15 protein-coding genes and 3 tRNA genes are annotated in these 16,168 nt (G+C 39.9%); 10 read left to right on the top strand and 8 right to left on the bottom strand.

The features are described from left to right. Positions 1-163: 163 nt before the first annotated feature. Positions 164-913, bottom strand: coding sequence for a GntR family transcriptional regulator (locus tag Q1A31_RS18360; RefSeq protein ID WP_299880353.1), 750 nt, complete (start codon positions 911-913; stop codon positions 164-166). Positions 914-1,102: 189 nt separating this feature from the next. On the opposite strand from Q1A31_RS18360, the gene Q1A31_RS18355 reads away from it, so the two are divergent. From Q1A31_RS18355 to pta, 6 genes are all read left to right on the top strand, one after another. Continuing rightward, positions 1,103-2,692, top strand: a complete 1,590-nt coding sequence (locus Q1A31_RS18355) for a tripartite tricarboxylate transporter permease (protein WP_299880350.1) — start codon at positions 1,103-1,105, stop codon at positions 2,690-2,692. After that, positions 2,692-3,153 (top strand): tripartite tricarboxylate transporter TctB family protein, encoded by a 462-nt coding sequence (locus tag Q1A31_RS18350; RefSeq protein WP_299880348.1) that lies wholly within the window; start codon positions 2,692-2,694, stop codon positions 3,151-3,153. The genes Q1A31_RS18355 and Q1A31_RS18350 overlap by 1 nt, the downstream gene beginning before the upstream one ends. A 146-nt stretch (positions 3,154-3,299) precedes the next feature. Continuing rightward, positions 3,300-4,262, top strand: a complete 963-nt coding sequence (locus Q1A31_RS18345) for a tripartite tricarboxylate transporter substrate binding protein (protein ID WP_299880345.1) — start codon at positions 3,300-3,302, stop codon at positions 4,260-4,262. A 105-nt stretch (positions 4,263-4,367) separates the two neighbouring features. Beyond that, entirely contained in the window at positions 4,368-5,786 is a 1,419-nt protein-coding gene (locus tag Q1A31_RS18340) for an aldehyde dehydrogenase family protein (RefSeq protein ID WP_299880342.1), read from the top strand. 26 nt (positions 5,787-5,812) lie between these two features. After that, the gene (locus Q1A31_RS18335) at positions 5,813-7,345 is read left to right on the top strand and encodes an AMP-binding protein (RefSeq protein ID WP_299880339.1); all 1,533 of its coding nucleotides are present in this window, start codon (positions 5,813-5,815) and stop codon (positions 7,343-7,345) included. Positions 7,346-7,699: 354 nt separating this feature from the next. Then, on the top strand, positions 7,700-8,671 hold the full coding sequence (gene pta / locus Q1A31_RS18330) for a phosphate acetyltransferase (RefSeq protein ID WP_299880337.1): 972 nt from the start codon (positions 7,700-7,702) through the stop codon (positions 8,669-8,671). A gap of 168 nt (positions 8,672-8,839) precedes the next feature. On the opposite strand, the gene Q1A31_RS18325 is transcribed toward pta, so the two are convergent. The 3 genes from Q1A31_RS18325 to Q1A31_RS18315 are packed head-to-tail and all read right to left on the bottom strand — an operon-like array spanning position 8,840 to position 11,406. Further along, on the bottom strand, positions 8,840-9,880 hold the full coding sequence (locus Q1A31_RS18325) for a hypothetical protein (RefSeq protein WP_299880335.1): 1,041 nt from the start codon (positions 9,878-9,880) through the stop codon (positions 8,840-8,842). Further along, positions 9,873-10,592 (bottom strand): arginyltransferase, encoded by a 720-nt coding sequence (locus Q1A31_RS18320; RefSeq protein WP_299880332.1) that lies wholly within the window; start codon positions 10,590-10,592, stop codon positions 9,873-9,875. The genes Q1A31_RS18325 and Q1A31_RS18320 overlap by 8 nt, the downstream gene beginning before the upstream one ends. 58 nt (positions 10,593-10,650) lie before the next feature. After that, positions 10,651-11,406: a Crp/Fnr family transcriptional regulator gene (locus Q1A31_RS18315; RefSeq protein ID WP_299880329.1), complete on the bottom strand. Its 756-nt coding sequence runs from the start codon at positions 11,404-11,406 to the stop codon at positions 10,651-10,653. 179 nt (positions 11,407-11,585) lie between these two features. Between Q1A31_RS18315 and Q1A31_RS18310 the strand changes: the two genes are divergently transcribed. The 4 genes from Q1A31_RS18310 (at position 11,586) to Q1A31_RS18295 (ending at position 14,923) form a co-directional block, all read left to right on the top strand. Beyond that, positions 11,586-12,221, top strand: a complete 636-nt coding sequence (locus Q1A31_RS18310; protein ID WP_299880326.1) for a DUF1287 domain-containing protein — start codon at positions 11,586-11,588, stop codon at positions 12,219-12,221. Positions 12,222-12,394: 173 nt separating this feature from the next. Beyond that, entirely contained in the window at positions 12,395-12,658 is a 264-nt protein-coding gene (locus tag Q1A31_RS18305) for a hypothetical protein (protein WP_299880324.1), read from the top strand. A gap of 148 nt (positions 12,659-12,806) precedes the next feature. Further along, a complete protein-coding gene (locus tag Q1A31_RS18300) occupies positions 12,807-13,487 on the top strand; it encodes a response regulator transcription factor (RefSeq protein WP_299880321.1) in 681 nt (226 codons plus the stop codon). Between the two features lie 23 nt (positions 13,488-13,510). Continuing rightward, complete coding sequence (locus tag Q1A31_RS18295; RefSeq protein WP_299880318.1) at positions 13,511-14,923, top strand: ATP-binding protein; 1,413 nt, start codon at positions 13,511-13,513, stop codon at positions 14,921-14,923. Between the two features lie 290 nt (positions 14,924-15,213). Here Q1A31_RS18295 and Q1A31_RS18290 read toward each other — a convergent pair. From Q1A31_RS18290 to Q1A31_RS18275, 4 genes are all read right to left on the bottom strand, one after another. Next, positions 15,214-15,289 (bottom strand) — tRNA-Glu (locus Q1A31_RS18290). Positions 15,290-15,355: 66 nt separating this feature from the next. Then, positions 15,356-15,430: transfer RNA gene (locus Q1A31_RS18285), tRNA-Glu, on the bottom strand. 66 nt (positions 15,431-15,496) lie between these two features. Further along, the gene (locus Q1A31_RS18280; RefSeq protein WP_299880315.1) at positions 15,497-15,769 is read right to left on the bottom strand and encodes a hypothetical protein; all 273 of its coding nucleotides are present in this window, start codon (positions 15,767-15,769) and stop codon (positions 15,497-15,499) included. Between the two features lie 83 nt (positions 15,770-15,852). Then, positions 15,853-15,928, bottom strand: a tRNA-Ala gene (locus tag Q1A31_RS18275). Between the last annotated feature and the right edge of the window lie 240 nt (positions 15,929-16,168).

Here is a 16,168-nt window from a genome sequence, read left to right as displayed (position 1 = left end):
AACCAGATCCTCCCAGACATAAGAAAAGCGAGCCTCAGATGAAGTTCGCTTTCTAATGGTAAACTGTGGGACAGTAGGGGGGTGTCATTTGGATAATTAAGTATTCAGTTTTTAAACTTACTAGTCATATTAGCCATTCTTCATTAGAGAAACTAACAAGGAACTAGCGAATTTCACGTTTATAACTAAATTGATCTGCACGACCTCGTGTTGTTCTCACCTCTACTATTTTACTACCACTGGTAAAAGTCGAACGATTCAGAACTACTACTGGCGAATCAATCTTGATATTCAGTTTCTCAGCGGTGTATTTATCACAGGCTTCAGCGGTTAATGTTTCTTCCGCACGCACAATTGGAATTTTATAGTGATCGACAATTAACGCGTAAAACAGGTCAGGAATATGCGTTTCTTCTTTCTCCAGATTAGGGACTAATTCGGCTATCCACCATGAGCTCTCAATAAATGTCGGCGTATTATCGACAGAACCAATACGCTCGATAAAAAGTAATTCAGTGCCCTCTTCTACTTCTAACTTCTCACAAATTTCTTTAGGACCTTTGCCCAACCAGCGATCAGTTGTTGTTTTTCTAATTCTAACAGCATGCCCTTCAGCATCCGCATAGGAGAAAAATCGAAACAGGCTGTTATTAAAATCGATGCTCGATACAAAGGTTCCTTTACCTTGATGTCGATATAGCAAACCCTGCCAGACTAGGTTATCCAAGGCTTTTTTAACGGTACCTATACTGACATCCAATTCCTTGGATAGACGAGGTTCAGACAGGATTAAATCTCCCGGCGTGAGTTCACCCTGCTCTATTTGATGCTTTATATGTTCTTCTACTTTTTGATAAAGAGGCTGCACTTGTCTTTGATTAGCACTTTCATCAATGGTTGGATTTTTAGTCATTTGTATGTGTATTTTGGTTTTTTAATAATAAATATTTGACAGTTAAACAGAGTACTACTATCTTAATATGACCAACTCATATATATGAGTTGTATGACCTTCAGATTAACTTAACTATAGTCCAACTAATCTGATATTTCTACTTACAACAATAATATAAAAAAAGACAAGAAGCATAAGAGGACCGCAGTGGAATTTCTAAATTATTTTGGTAACGTATTTACCATTTACCATATGTCTTTATTGATTGGTGGCACGCTAGCTGGTCTAATTCTTGGCGCATTACCGGGCCTGAGTCCCACAATGGCAGTCGCACTAATGATTCCATTTACCTTCCATATGGAACCTGCAGCAGGATTAATTTTATTGGGTGCCATGTATACCGCAACCGTTGCTGGTGGTGCTATCAGCGCTATTCTGGTTAATGTTCCAGGTGCCCCGGCAAATATTGCCACTGCCTTAGATGGACATAAGCTTGCTAATCAGGGTCGGGCAGCAGAAGCTCTATACTATTGTTTTACCAGTTCGTTTATCGGTGGTGTGATCGGCATCATCGTCCTGATTTTCTTCACTCCCCCATTAGCCAAACTAGCACTTAAATTTGGACCCACTGAATTATTCTGGATCGCTATTTTAGGCATTACCATCATCGGAACAATTGGTAGTAAGTCCGTCATTATGGGATTGCTCTCGGGTATTATCGGCATTGCTCTTTCCACCATTGGCGCAAATCCGATGCTGGGTGAAGATAGATTTGTTTATACCGAACACCTGGAAAGCGGTATCCATATCGTTGCTGCTTTAATTGGTTTATTCGCCATTCCACAAGTTTTAAATCTGATTGAAAAATCCAGAGATGCCAAAGATGCAGCCGTCCATGATCTGGGTGAATCCAATGTATTACAGGCTGTTTTATTTAATCTCACACGAATAAAAGCACTTTCTATTGGCTCAATAATTGGTGTCATTGTTGGTGTTATTCCAGGAGCTGGTGGACAGATAGCGGGGTTAGTTGCTTACGATCAAGCGAAAAAACTGAGTAAAGATCCTGATAAATTTGGTCACGGTGAACCTGATGGCGTGATTGCTGCAGAATCCGCAAACAATGCAATGGTAGGACCATCGCTGGTTCCGCTACTTACACTCAGCATACCTGGCAGTCCAACCGCAGCAGTTCTACTTGGTGGTTTATTGATCCATGGCCTATTCCCTGGCCCCACTTTATTTACAGATCATGCCGAAGTCACTTGGACGTTCATCAATTCATTGCTGGTCGCACAGGTCTTCATGCTCATTATCGGCCTATTCCTAAGTCGGCATAGTGGCTGGATCATAAAAGTGCCTGCGCACTTTATGGCTGCTACCATATTCATTTTAGCGGTGTTCGGCACTTACAGTATTCAATCGAGTTATTCCGATGTATTGATTATGGCCACTCTTGGTGTATTTATGTATTTCGGCAGCAAACTTGGCTTTAGTCCGGCACCTGTTGTACTGGGTATTATTCTGGGACCAATAGCGGAAGATAACTTCCTTCAGGGTAAACTTATCGGAGAAGCAGGAGATGGCGTTTTTGCTTACTTTACCTCTGGCGTTCTTAACATCACCATGATTACGCTGGTGATTCTATCGATAGCGTACAGCGCATACTCTGAAGCCAAAATGAATAAATTAAAGCAAAAGGTCTTAGCTGATAAAGAACGACGCCTTAAAAATAACAATATCAAAGGCAATAACAAAGATGATGATAGTGACAATAAAACCCAAGGAGCAATCTAATGATCTGGTTTAAATCAAAAGAACATATAGCCGCAATAGTTACTGTTGGTATAGCACTTCTTGCACTAGTCACCTCTTTTTATAAAACCGATGCTGAAGTCTATCTGTTCCCCAGAATAGCGGCGATTATCATTACTATTTTAGCGACTGTATTGATTGTTAAGGTCATTAAGAATACGACAAATATAGGATCTAACTTTCCAAAACTCATAAAATGGAAAACCCTTTTACCCGGATTAGCTGTAGGAGCTGTCTATCTATTTTTATTAGAGATAGTAGGCTTTTATGTCACCTCATTTTTCGCTTATTTTTCGATCTGTGTCATTTACGGCAGATGCGATATGACAAACCGTAAGCGTGGAATTTTCAAACTAGTCGTTTCAACAATTTTCATGATAGTACTGTTTTTACTGTTCTGGAATCTCTTGCATGTACGTACACCCACAGGATGGTTGATATAACTAACCCCTGATTAAAATAATAGACATGACGTCACTTTACACATGCGCAAATATCCTATGGAGGAAATATGATGTATCAACTAAGAAAAACGTGCCAACGAAAAAGAATGTATCAACTAACGAGTAAACTTTCAAAGCTGAGCCTTATGCTAGGGACCAGCCTATTAACTTTGGCCGCTGTCACTAATGCGAATGCCGAGGGTTACCCTGAACGTCCCATTGGTGTGATGGTTGCTTATGGACCGGGTGGCGCAACAGACTTTCAGGCACGAATTGCCACTTTATCGTCAGCCTTAGAGGACAAAGAAGGAAAGCCAGTATCCATCGGACAACCGATCTATGTCACCAACAAACCAGGTGCTGGAGGACGCAAAGGCTGGAATTGGTTTGCCAGTAAAGCACCTAAAGATGGTTATATGTTGGCAGCTTATAATGTACCCCATTTCATTGCCCAATCGATTATGTTCGACACCAAATACAATGTTGATAACCTGGAACCTGTGGGCAATTGGGGAGCTGATCCTGCTGTTCTTATTGTGGGTAAAGATAGCGAGTTCAATACCGTTAAGGATCTGGTTGATTTTGCCAAAGCAAATCCGGGGAAAATTACAGTGAGTGGCGCTGGTAAATTTGTAGGTCACCATATAGCACATCTTCAACTCGCTAAAGCCGCTGGTATTGATATCAAATATGTTCCGGGAAAAGGTGGCGTAGATGCCTTAAAACTGGTCAAAGGAGGTCAGGTAAAAGCAGGGTTTAATAATTTATCGGATGCTGCCCGTGCCAAAGGTGATATTAAAGTACTGGCGGTAGCTGACAATGAACGACATACGTTTTTGCCAGATGTACCAACATTGAAGGAATCTGGCTTTGATGTCGATGATTCCAGTGTTAACTTCCGTGGCTTGATGGTTCCAAAAGGGACACCACCAGAGGTGATTAGTTATCTTGCTAAAACAGTACCCACTATGTTCAACGATAAGAAAACACAGGGCAAAATGAAGCAAACCAACTCACCTGTAAAAACAATGAATCGCGACGAAGTAAAAGCCATGTGGGCAGCGCGTGCCAAGTCGCTTCCAGTGTTACTAAATGATTTGAAAAAATAATCTTACTGATTCAGAAAGTATCAAAATAGAAACTCTAAACCGGCAATCTCTAAACGGGATTGCTGGTTTTTAAAAAATATTTAATTAATACAATCCAGGTAGACCATGTCCAGTTCAACAAATACAGTCAGCGAATTAGTAAATAGAGCTCGCAAAGCGCAACTCATTTACGAACAATATACTCAGGAACAAGTCGATGAGGTTGTTACAGCCTTAGGCTGGAGCATTATAAAATCTGAGAATAATCAAGCGCTGGCAACCATGTCCGTCGCTGATACAGGCTTGGGCAATGTAGAAGACAAAATTATAAAAAATCACCGTAAAACACTCGGCCTTTTACGTGATTTAAAGGGTGTAAAAACAGTCGGTGTCGTCTCTGAAAACATTGAGAAAGGCATCATCAAAATAGCTCGCCCTGTCGGTGTGGTTGGTGCGGTTGTACCTTCGACTAATCCTGCAGCAACACCGGTTAATAAAACCATCAACGCACTAAAATGCAGAAACGCAATAATACTCGCCCCCTCTCCCAAAGGTGCTAGCAGTTGTGCCAAATTGGTTGAATTCATGCATGCTGAATTAGAACGTATCGGCGCACCGAAAGATTTAGTCCAGCATTTACCTTTCCCCATTAATAAAGCAGATACGCAGCAATTAATGAAGGAGGTGGATTTAGTGGTGGCTACCGGTTCGCAAAATAATATGCGCGATGCCTATGCCAGTGGTACTCCGGCATTTGGCGTCGGTGCAGGCAATGTGGTATCGATTGTAGATGAAACTGCCGATCTGGATTCAGCCGCACAAAAAATCGTCGCATCAAAATCCTTCGATAATGCAACCAGTTGCTCATCAGAAAACCAACTTGTTATCGTTGATGCTGTATACGATCAAATGATAGAAGCCTTGGCAAAACAACACGCGATTATGCTTAACGATAATGAGCGCGATCAAGTCTGTGAAAAACTGTGGCAAAATGGTTATCTTAATCAAGCGATTATCGCGAAAAAAGCCAATGAAATTGCACAGATTTGCGAATTAGACGCACCTAATCAGGACAACGCTAAAGTACTGTGCGTAGCGGCAACAGGTATCGGAGAAGGCAATCCTCTCTCGGGAGAAAAGCTATCGCCGGTATTGACGGTATATCGTGCCAGTGATTATGAAGATGCCAAAAATATCACCAATCAAATTTTAGACTACCAAGGCAAAGGACACTCTATCAGCATTCATTCAAGCAATGATGATCGAATTCTAGATCTTGGTTTAACCATGCCAGCCTGTCGAATCATCGTTAATCAAGCTCACTGTTTTGCTACTGGCGGCAGCTTCGATAATGGTATGCCATTCTCTCTCTCAATGGGTTGTGGCACTTGGGGCAATAACAATATGTCCGACAATATGAATTACAAATACTACTTAAATACCACCCGTATTGTTCGCACCATTCCTGTCAATCAACCGACTTTAGAGAGCTTATTTGGTGATTATTGGCAAGCGCATCACATATCCGCTGTTGCTGAATTTTAATCGATAAGAAATAGAGGTCTAACAATATGCCTACCAGATTACAAACTGTCAGAAAGATCATTGACCAGGGTGCAGCAAAGCATCCCGACAGACCTTTTCTTATTGCCACCGAAGGAGTAGATGAATATCTGACCTGGGCACAATTACAGAATCATGCAAAAGAAATTGATGCATTGTTGGATGAAGAACAGATAGACGTTGGTGAAACAGTCGCTTTCCTGCTCGATAACGGTTACTGGACAACAATTCTTCTTTTAGGTGTGATGTACAGCGGTCGAGTAATATTAGCGTTAAATGCGCTGAGTGGATCAGAAGCACTTAGTTATGTGACTGATCATTCAGATGCTAAAATGATATTCACAAATGAGAAGTTCACTACCAAATTTAGTGATGTTTTTGCAAAAATTCCTGCCTCGACTAAAATCATTGATACCGACGAAATGACCGGACCATCAATAAATTTTCCTGAAATAAACCCAAATAAACCTGAGAACAAAATTTGCCCAGATAGTATTGCCATTTTGATGTACACATCTGGGACCACAGGCAAGCCCAAAGGAGTTCTGCTCTCACATAAAAACGTCATAGCAGGTGGACGTAATACAGCAGTCGCACATCAGCTGACAAATGAAGATATCACCCTTTGCGTTCTGCCGCTATACCATATCAATGCGCAGATGGTTTCCGTGATGGGCGCCTTAGTAAGCGACAGTAAACTAGTGATATCAGAGAAGTTTAGTACGCGTCGTTTTTGGCAGGATATTCATCACCATCGTTGTACCTGGTTTAGTATCGTCCCGACTATTATTTCCTATTTGATTGATCATGATGGCGAAGGAATTAGCGATAAAATGATGCTGGATATAAAACTACAGGTTCGTTTTGGACGCTCCGCATCCGCCGCATTATCTCCCTCCAAACATCAACAGTTTGAACAACGCTTTGGTATTCATATTATTGAAACCATGGGATTAACCGAAACCGCTGCACAAATTTTATCTAATCCACTTCCGCCCAAAACAATAAAATACGGTTCACCTGGTACGGCTTTTGGTAATGAGGCCAAAATAATTCTCGAAGATGGCTACGATGCCCCGAGTGGAACCATTGGAGAGCTGATGATTCGGGGTGATAACGTCATGCAAGGTTATTACAAAAACCCTGAAGTCACCAAAGAAACAATCACCGAAGACGGCTGGCTGCATACAGGAGATCTTGCCTACGAAGATGACGATGGTTTTTTCTTTATAACTGGCCGACTTAAAGAACTCATTATCAAAGGCGGTGAAAATATAGCGCCACGAGAAATTGATGATATTTTATACGGTCATCCAGCAGTGCTTGAAGCTGCCGCTTTTGGTATTGATGATGAACATTACGGTCAGGAGGTCATGGCGTCAGTCGCCTTATGTCCGGGAATGACAGTCAGCCAGAATGAGTTATTAGAACTGTGCATAGACAAACTCGGAAAGTACAAATCTCCCAAACAAATCACCATTATGGATGAATTACCCAAAGGGCCTTCAGGCAAGATACAACGATTAAAATTGAGCGCTTAGCGCATAGTAATTGATCAATACCTAAGTCAATACATACTCAAGCCAATAAAAATAAATAAAAATGCCCCCCTACTTTTAAGTGACTTTTTATTTCGCTGTCTAAAATAACCAAAGGACCTTATGCTTTGCGGAACGATATTTCTACCGCTGAGGCTCGCTCGTTTTGGTCGTTTAGCAGACTTAAATAGAATTTATACTTCGCGAAGGCTGTTTTTTTTATTAAACTACCTGACCTAATATGATCAAGTTAATAACTGAGCAATGCCTTAGCATTATCCTTTGACCTGCCTTGATCTTTAACTAGCCTTGTTTCTACAAATAATCAGCTAACCAGCCTAACAAAGAAGATACACAATGAATCCTGATTTCATCGCACTAGCAAAACAATCACCTAAACGCATCATACTTCCTGAAAGTAGCGATGATAGAATTCTTCATGCTGCTGTCGCCGCAGATCAACAAGGAATTGCCAAAATTACGCTACTGGGTGATTCAACAATAGTTAAGGCACAACTGGAAAAACTAAACTTAAGTTTAGGAAATATCAACATCGTCAACCCTGAAACCAGTGACGATAAATATTCGACGATTCTATTTAAGTTACGAGAAAAAAAGGGCATGACTGAAGAACAAGCAGTCAAGATGAGTAAGCAACCACTCTATTTTGCAGACTTAATGGTGCAAGCAGGCGATGCAGATGCCTGTGTCGCTGGAGTAATCAATTCCACCGGAAATGTAATTCGTGCGGCATTGCATGTATTAGGCACAGAAACACCAACAACGCGTTTATCTAGTTTTTTCATCATGCTGCTAGAACCGCCGTTAGAAAGCCCAGTAATATTTGCTGATTGCGCCATTAATATAGATCCGGATGCAGAAATACTTGCCGACATTGCAATCCAGAGCGCAAAGAATGCTAATAAATTACTAGGTATAGATCCTAAAATTGCGATGCTGTCTTTCTCAACCAACGGCAGTGCTAAACACATCGCGGTAGATAAGGTTCGCGAAGCAACCGACTTAGTACGCAAGCAAGCCCCCGACCTCAATGTGATTGGTGATATTCAACTCGATGCGGCAATGTCAAAACGCGTGCTAGCGACTAAATGGCCAGATTCTGATTTTCAGGCACCCGCCAACATCTTTGTATTCCCATCACTGGAAGCGGGCAATATTGGCTATAAAATAGCAGAGAGATTTGGCGGAGCTACAGCGGTTGGTCCAATCCTCCAGGGATTAGCCAAACCGGTTAATGATCTATCACGTGGAGCTGATGTAGAGGCCATAATCAACACGATTGCAGTGACTTGTTTGCAGTGTGAATAATTCACTAAGTCACCCCCCTACTTTTAAGCGATTTTTATGCGACTTCGTCTTCCCTTTGGGTAAACATTATACGGCAATGCTTTTGTCTCGATAAATCTCGGCTCATTTTGTTGTTTAAAAGACCAAAGGAATTTATGCATAAATAGGCCCTATTTATATATGAAATATTTACACCACTGTTCTCCTAAGCAATAACAGAAGTAAGCTAAAAGCTCCGGATACAATACTGCTAAGTATGCTTAGCAGTAGTTCGGTGGTTCTTTTCAACACTTTAACTGTTCTTAATGCGCCTTTACCAACGAGTTTCATCATCCCTTTAGTTTGGCTACCGTATTTTACGGTGACTTTCTCTAAATGACGCAGGTCATCCGTGTTCTCAACGTATTTGAGTAAATGCAAAGTGTCAGCTGCAGAACTTGATTTACGAATTCCATTCACTTGGGTCGCAACTTTTTTGAGTGATTGAATCGCATCAGGGTGATATGCGCGTTTTGCTGCGCGTTGAATATTATTTACGCTTCTATCTTGTTTAACTAATCTGGTAAAAGCAGGCCAATCGAATATTTTCCTGCCAAGTTTTAGCAGCTGTTTTTGAAAACCTTTACTGATTCTTTGAGTTTTTACAGCCAGCTTCATCATTGAAGCACCTGTTTTGGCGGGTGCAGCAGTCCCCATAGAACCTATGGTTAATGCTGTTAAACCAATACCCGTTCCGGACAAGATAACGATTAACTCATTTACATCTTTTCCATCTAGATATTTATTGGTTTCTTTCTTTAAATCTCGCACATCACCAACCACTGTAAAATCAGCACTAATAGCACCTGCGATTCCGGCCATGTTTGAGCCATGACCTTTAAGAAATCCATCTATAAAATTAGAGGTATTATTGACGATGCGTTTAACTTGAGTGTCTTGTTCTATTAATTGTTGTTCGTAGCTTGAAAAATCTAGTGGATAGTTATGATTCTTGGCAATTTTAAGGTACATGCGAACATCATCAAAGTCTGAACGTGAGAATGCTTGTTTAATTTCAGACTCAATCGCTTGTTGGCTCACATTGCTTTTTAATTGCTTAGAAAGATCAACTAAGACTTCCTGATAATTCCAGTATTGAGTGACTTGATAAAGACTAAGCGCGAATGCACCTAAAGAGAGAATAAATATACCAAGTCCGAGTTTTGTTTTAAAAGTTTGCCACTTAAGCATCTTTTTGCAAAGCGATCCACTTTCCTTTTATTAAACCTTCGATAGGCTGGTATCGCGTTTTATAATTCATTTTTCGGCAATCTTTTATCCAAAAACCAGGATAAACAAATTCTAGCTGTTGTTGCTGTGCATATTCAACTTGCCATAAAACAGCGTAAACACCTAAACCCCGCTTATTCCCTTCTTCAGGATCAAAAAACGTATACACGGCAGATAAGCCTGATTTAACAACATCTGTTACGGCTACACCTATAAGGTTTTTATTCCCTGACTCATCCTCTGAATAGAATTCATAAAAATCAATATCACACCAATCTGCTAACAGAAATTTTTCAACACCTTCGTAGTCCTGACTTTCGTGACGACTCTCTAAATAACGTTGGTAAAGCGGTAAATATTCTTGACGAAAACCGGAGGTGTTAATTTCAACAGTTAAATCACTGTTTAGTTTCCAATTACGTCGCTGACTTTTGCTTCTGCTAAAGTCAGCGACAGGAATTCTTGTCGTTACACATTCTTCACAAGTATGACAATAAGGACGATAGACTTGTTCGCCGCTGCGCCTGAAACCATTCTGTATTAGATAATCATACACATGTGGCGTCATTTCATAGTCAGGGTCGACTACTGCATTTCTAGCAATTAAACCTGGCAAGTATGAACATGGATGCATACCTGTTGGAAATATTTTAAGTGGTTGATCAAGTTTCATAGCTAAAGATTTGAAGTCACAATTTTCAGAAGTTTTTTAATAAACATCCAGGAAACTTTTAATTACAGGCTCCCTGAGTGCACGCAGCATCTTTTAATCCTTCTGCATCTAGTATTTGAATACTACCCTTTTCCTCCTGAATGAAACCTTTACGTTTCCAGTCAGAAAAGAATCTACTGACAGTTTCGATGGTTAATCCTAACAGAGAACCAATTTCACTTCGAGATAAGTGTAGTTTAGCCCATTCTGAACCCGGCTTTCCTTGTAAAGAATCGACACTAAAGGATAAATTTTGATCAGATAAACTCAAACGCAAAATAAAACTGGCTAGTTTCTCCGACGCCTTTTTAGCACCAAGTTCTAGTAACATATCTTCTGATTGGCGTACATTCTTTATCAATCGAGCCACCATGGATTGATCAATCCCGGGCATAGACTTTCGTAAAACAGCTAATTCAGCCATTGGTAGTCGGCAAACTTCACAGTCAGTTAATGCTATTGCGGTGTTATTATAACTTTCATTGGCAAAGCCATCAAACCCAAACAGGTCACCTGCGACCAGGATACGTACTATCTGTGTACGTCCATCGGGTAAACTTTTAGTTACTTTGATTAATCCTTTTCTGAGAGTAAAAGCACTCTCTGAACTATCATCGTATTGACGAAACAACGTTTCACCGGATTCATAGGTTAAAACGGAGGTGTGAAAATCTTTAATCGTCTCTTCCAGCGTATCTTCTGGCAATTCAGAAAAAATACTTTGATGACGAACAGGACACGTATAACAATGTCCTTTGCACTTAACATGTGGCACTAGTTGTTACCTTTTTTAATTCCCTTAGATGAGTCTGTATTTACTACCTAAAGGGATAATTATTCTTTATTGGTGTCATTTTACTGAAAAAAAACTAATTCCGATATATTATTACTATCTTCAAATGATGGGGCTCATTTGAAAAACATCCAGACAATATACTAATAAAGGCTAATCTAATGAAATTTGGGGCAAAATTTTTAGCAATAACGACCTGTTATATCCTTATAACCAGTAATGTATTTTCTCAAGGAAGATCATCAGAACCTGACATTAAACGTTTTGCGTTTTCTTTGGATTTAGTTGATGCAGCACTTGAGAGACTCAAGTATAGAGTTAGATATGATGGTCGTTATGTGGCAATACCCTTTCCCTGGGGCGATGTTCCTCAGAATATAGGTGTCTGTACCGATGTAGTCGTCAGATCCTATAGAAAGCTAGGAATCGACCTTCAAGAACGTGTTTTCCATGATATGAAGCAAAGCTTTTCACAATACCCTAATTTACCAAAATGGAATCTAGTACAAGCTGACCCTAATATTGATCACCGCAGAGTCCTTAATTTACGCGTTTTCTTTGCCAGAAATGGTTCAGCACTACCCATAACAAACAGAGCTAACGACTATTTACCCGGCGATTTAGTCACCTGGGACATCATGCCCGGAATGCCACATATTGGCATCGTCACGAATAAAGTCAGTAAAGATAGAAAAAGGCCATTAATTGTTCACAATATTGGCAAAGGCCCCAAACTCGATGACGTCTTGTTTACCATGAAAATTACTGGTCACTATCGCTATCAACCTGATTTATAAGTTATTTTAGTACAAGCTTATTAATTAACTGAACTTCTGTTCAGCTTTGGTTAATTGATCAAATGATATATAGACTCTATACCAATAAATAATTAAATCTCGGGGTCATTATGAGGATAACGTTGCGTAAGCATCCTCTTATAAAATCATTACTTTTCATTTTTATAATGGGAATGAGTAGTCTTACAACTTTTTCAGCACAGGCTGAAATTATCAGTATTCCTCTAAAGAGGACTATACCTACCCAGCCTATTACTCAACTAGAAGTCATTGCTATGGTCAAAACCATTTTGAATGGTCGTGTGCTTTCTATAAAGAAACAATCTAGCTATACAAACCCAGATTGCCACCATGTAAAATTTCTAGAAGATCAAGGTGAATTCCAGATGATTAAACTGGGTTGTTACGTTGAAACTATTGCTCAAACAGAAAAATAAATGCTAACCCCATAAAAAAAATTATGCGCAGTAATTTACTGTGTATAATAACCCTCAAAGTTAATTTTTTTCGTTGCTAATTACTTGATAATTAGACAAAAGAATAACTATCAGAAGATCATAAAATACAGAAACAAATGGGGTTATTATGAGAGTACTGGTTGTCGAAGATGATGCAGATATTCGTGAACAACTCATCGATACATTGCAAGGGGAAGGCTATGTGGTTGATGCAGCAGCGGAAGGTTCTCAAGGTTTATATTACGCACTAGAATACCCAATTGATATCGCCATCGTGGATTTAGGTCTACCTGAAGTCAGCGGTCTAGACATTATTAAACAATTACGAGATGCTGGAAATGATTATCCTGTGATTATTCTTACTGCACGTACGCGCTGGCAAAATCGCGTAGAAGGTTTAGAAGCGGGCGCTGATGATTATGTGGACAAACCTTTCCATCATGAGGAATTATTAGCACGTATGCGCGCCCTACTTCGCCGAACGGGTCGTTGGTCGCAGGCAGAGTTTTCTTGTGGTCCTATTCGTTTAAATACTTCAGAGCAACGTGTTCTGGTTCATGATGAAGAAATTTCATTAACGGCTTACGAATACAAAGTCATTGAACATCTAATGATGCATGCAGGAGAAGTTATTTCAAAAACTGATTTAACCGAAAGCATGTACGATGATGAATCTGATAGAGACAGCAACGTGATTGAAGTATTTATTCGACGCTTAAGAATGAAACTTGATCCTGATGGATCGATTAATCCAATAGAAACATTACGTGGACGCGGCTACCGCTTTACACTTACTCGTAACACTTAACAAAAAACCTAAGAAAGATTTACATGAGTTCTCTTCGTAGTAGGCAATTCCTAAGTGCCCTTGCAATTATATTCCTGGGCATTCTGCTTTTAGGCAGTGTTTTATATTATGTAACACAACATAAAATGCTCAAGGACGAAGAATCATCATTAAGTGAATCTGGTCTTGAGCTAATGGGCTTTATGGATTTCAATGACGGTAAATTCGTTATTGATAACAGCTCCAAAAACGACTTCCTCGCCTTCCTGACTAAAAATAATTTCAGTAAATTAAGCTCGGAAAAGTTTGCCTATATCCAACACACTGAGACAGGAAATATTGTCTGGCATAGCCAATACCCTTTTAATGACATCAGTGCAGGACGTTTCGCCAAAGATAAGCGAAAAGTTTTCACCACTTTTTTGTTGAATATGCCTGCAGAAGTTGAAGGGGTTGATATCCTTAACCCAGAGGATACACAAGGCAGGAACGTCTCTAAGCTTGATGGCGCTGAAAACTATATCGTTTACGCACGTGGGTTTAATTACAAACCAAACGGCGCATATCAATTGATATTAGCCAAATCCGCCGAAACATTACAAAAAGGTCACGATGAGATTATCCGTAATATTTTATTACTTTTTCTCATTACAACTATTCTGGTTTTAATCTCGCAACTAGTCAGTAGTTATCTTGTAATTACACCGATTAGAAAGTTTGAACAAGAGATCAATAAGATTGAGTCTGGCGAACAACAACTTATCAGCAAAGAATATCCTACGGAACTATCAGCAGTAAAAAGTGCGGTTAACGCCCTTATAAATGCAGAAAAAGGTCAAAAACAACGATATCGCGATGCACTCGATGATCTTGCTCACAGTCTTAAAACACCTTTATCTGTACTCCAGAGCTCTGCAGAGAAAAGCCATAACGATATAATACGAACTCAAGTTGAGCGTATGGATGATATTATCGCCTATCAGCTAAGACGCGCCGTCGTTAATGAGCATGGTGGTACAATCATTAAACAACAGGCAGTAAGACCGGTTCTGTACCGTTTAAAAGACTCTTTGATTAAAGTATATCGAGACAAACCTTTTGAGTTTGTGATTAATGTTGACGATGTCTCTAAATGCCGTATGGAAGAAGACGATATGATGGAAGTCTTTGGCAATCTCGCAAACAACGCCTGCCGTTTCTGTGAAAAGATTGTAGAAATAACCGGCACACAAAACGGCGACACGTTGATTATTGATATTGATGATGACGGACTCGGTTTCCCTGATAAAAACCCTTCTGAATTATTACAGCGTGGTATTCGTGCAGATAGCCAATCAGAAGGCCAAGGCATCGGTTTAGCTGTAAGCACTGAAATAGTAGAAGCTATCGGCGGTAAAATAGAATTACTCATTTCACCCTATGTAGGTGCGAGAGTAAGATTACATCTACCTATGTAATGAGCTAGTCAGCATATCCATTAGCAACATATATTTAATAATCTCTTCCTGATTAGCTCATTCATAAGATAACTTAAAGCGCATAATTAACTTTAAAAACAATTGCGCACGATTCGTATCACTTAATAAGCACTAGATACATAAAGTCTAAATCCACTTGAGATACAAGAACACAAACGCACACACGCTATTTATCAAAATCTTTAATAAAAAAGTGCTTATAAGTAGGGGGGTGTGTTTTAAATAATTGATAACTGCCAGATTTGACAGTTAATGTATAAAGCCTTGAATGGCGTCCCCACGGGGACTCGAACCCCGGTTACCGCCGTGAAAGGGCGGTGTCCTAGGCCACTAGACGATGGGGACCTTGGATCTATTCAATTTTTTTATTCTGTGAGAATATAACAGAACAATGTAAAACTATGTAAAAAATGGCGTCCCCACGGGGACTTGAACCCCGGTTACCGCCGTGAAAGGGCGGTGTCCTAACCGCTAGACGATGGGGACACATACTTTAATGTGCTTAATCTAATCTTTACTTGATTTAACAAGTGCAGAATCAAATTAAGGACGCTACTTTTTTACATTTGGATCTAACACATCTTCGTGTAAATCCTGTAATGATCTTTTCTTATTCAGATCAGAATCATCACGGGGCGAGAACATAACAGAAGTTGCCAGACCAGTAAATAAAAAAACGAAACCAGTTGGTACTGCCATCAAAAATCTCATTGCCCATTTATCATTCCCCTGAAACATAAAGGTAAAACCTACTATGAGTCCGACGACGGTTAAAACTAAACCGATGATAAATAATATTTGGCCAATGCGTGCAAGTGTTTTCATGATCTAAGTTTCTCTCATCTCAATCGACTCTTACTATACATCGAAACTACTACTCTTATGAGCGACCATTATACATAATATAATGGTGGAGCTAGGCGGGATCGAACCGCCGACCTCTGCAATGCCATTGCAGCGCTCTCCCAGCTGAGCTATAGCCCCACTGCCAAAAGAGCGCGAATTGTGAGGCAAATCTTAAAAGCTGTCAAGCATATTATGCTGATTTTTTTAGTCTATTTTATGGTTTAACTTTCTATAGTTATTCATCTGCTAATTACACCTTTAGTCAGCGTGTATTAAGCCAAAGCCATGTACTCTTGAGAACTATAAAAATTGTAATCTCAGAAATCTGTCTATTGGGCATGAGAACTTACTGCTAGAATACTGATCATTATTATTCAC

Source organism: uncultured Cocleimonas sp., from assembly GCF_947495625.1.
GTDB lineage: Bacteria > Pseudomonadota > Gammaproteobacteria > Thiotrichales > Thiotrichaceae > Cocleimonas.
The sequence above is the reverse complement of the archived record's forward strand: the minus strand, read 5'-3'. Positions and strand labels throughout refer to the sequence as shown.

What these genes read in the sequence shown, in the direction of transcription:
- Q1A31_RS18360 (WP_299880353.1), bottom strand. Translation starts at nt 913, where the DNA reads ATGACTAAAAATCCAACCATTGATGAAAGTGCTAATCAAAGACAAGTG.
- Q1A31_RS18350 (WP_299880348.1), top strand. Translation starts at nt 2,692, where the DNA reads ATGATCTGGTTTAAATCAAAAGAACATATAGCCGCAATAGTTACTGTT.
- Q1A31_RS18345 (WP_299880345.1), top strand. Translation starts at nt 3,300, where the DNA reads ATGCTAGGGACCAGCCTATTAACTTTGGCCGCTGTCACTAATGCGAAT.
- Q1A31_RS18340 (WP_299880342.1), top strand. Translation starts at nt 4,368, where the DNA reads ATGTCCAGTTCAACAAATACAGTCAGCGAATTAGTAAATAGAGCTCGC.
- Q1A31_RS18335 (WP_299880339.1), top strand. Translation starts at nt 5,813, where the DNA reads ATGCCTACCAGATTACAAACTGTCAGAAAGATCATTGACCAGGGTGCA.
- pta (WP_299880337.1), top strand. Translation starts at nt 7,700, where the DNA reads ATGAATCCTGATTTCATCGCACTAGCAAAACAATCACCTAAACGCATC.
- Q1A31_RS18325 (WP_299880335.1), bottom strand. Translation starts at nt 9,880, where the DNA reads ATGCTTAAGTGGCAAACTTTTAAAACAAAACTCGGACTTGGTATATTT.
- Q1A31_RS18320 (WP_299880332.1), bottom strand. Translation starts at nt 10,592, where the DNA reads ATGAAACTTGATCAACCACTTAAAATATTTCCAACAGGTATGCATCCA.
- Q1A31_RS18310 (WP_299880326.1), top strand. Translation starts at nt 11,586, where the DNA reads ATGAAATTTGGGGCAAAATTTTTAGCAATAACGACCTGTTATATCCTT.
- Q1A31_RS18305 (WP_299880324.1), top strand. Translation starts at nt 12,395, where the DNA reads ATGAGTAGTCTTACAACTTTTTCAGCACAGGCTGAAATTATCAGTATT.
- Q1A31_RS18300 (WP_299880321.1), top strand. Translation starts at nt 12,807, where the DNA reads ATGAGAGTACTGGTTGTCGAAGATGATGCAGATATTCGTGAACAACTC.
- Q1A31_RS18295 (WP_299880318.1), top strand. Translation starts at nt 13,511, where the DNA reads ATGAGTTCTCTTCGTAGTAGGCAATTCCTAAGTGCCCTTGCAATTATA.
- Q1A31_RS18280 (WP_299880315.1), bottom strand. Translation starts at nt 15,769, where the DNA reads ATGAAAACACTTGCACGCATTGGCCAAATATTATTTATCATCGGTTTA.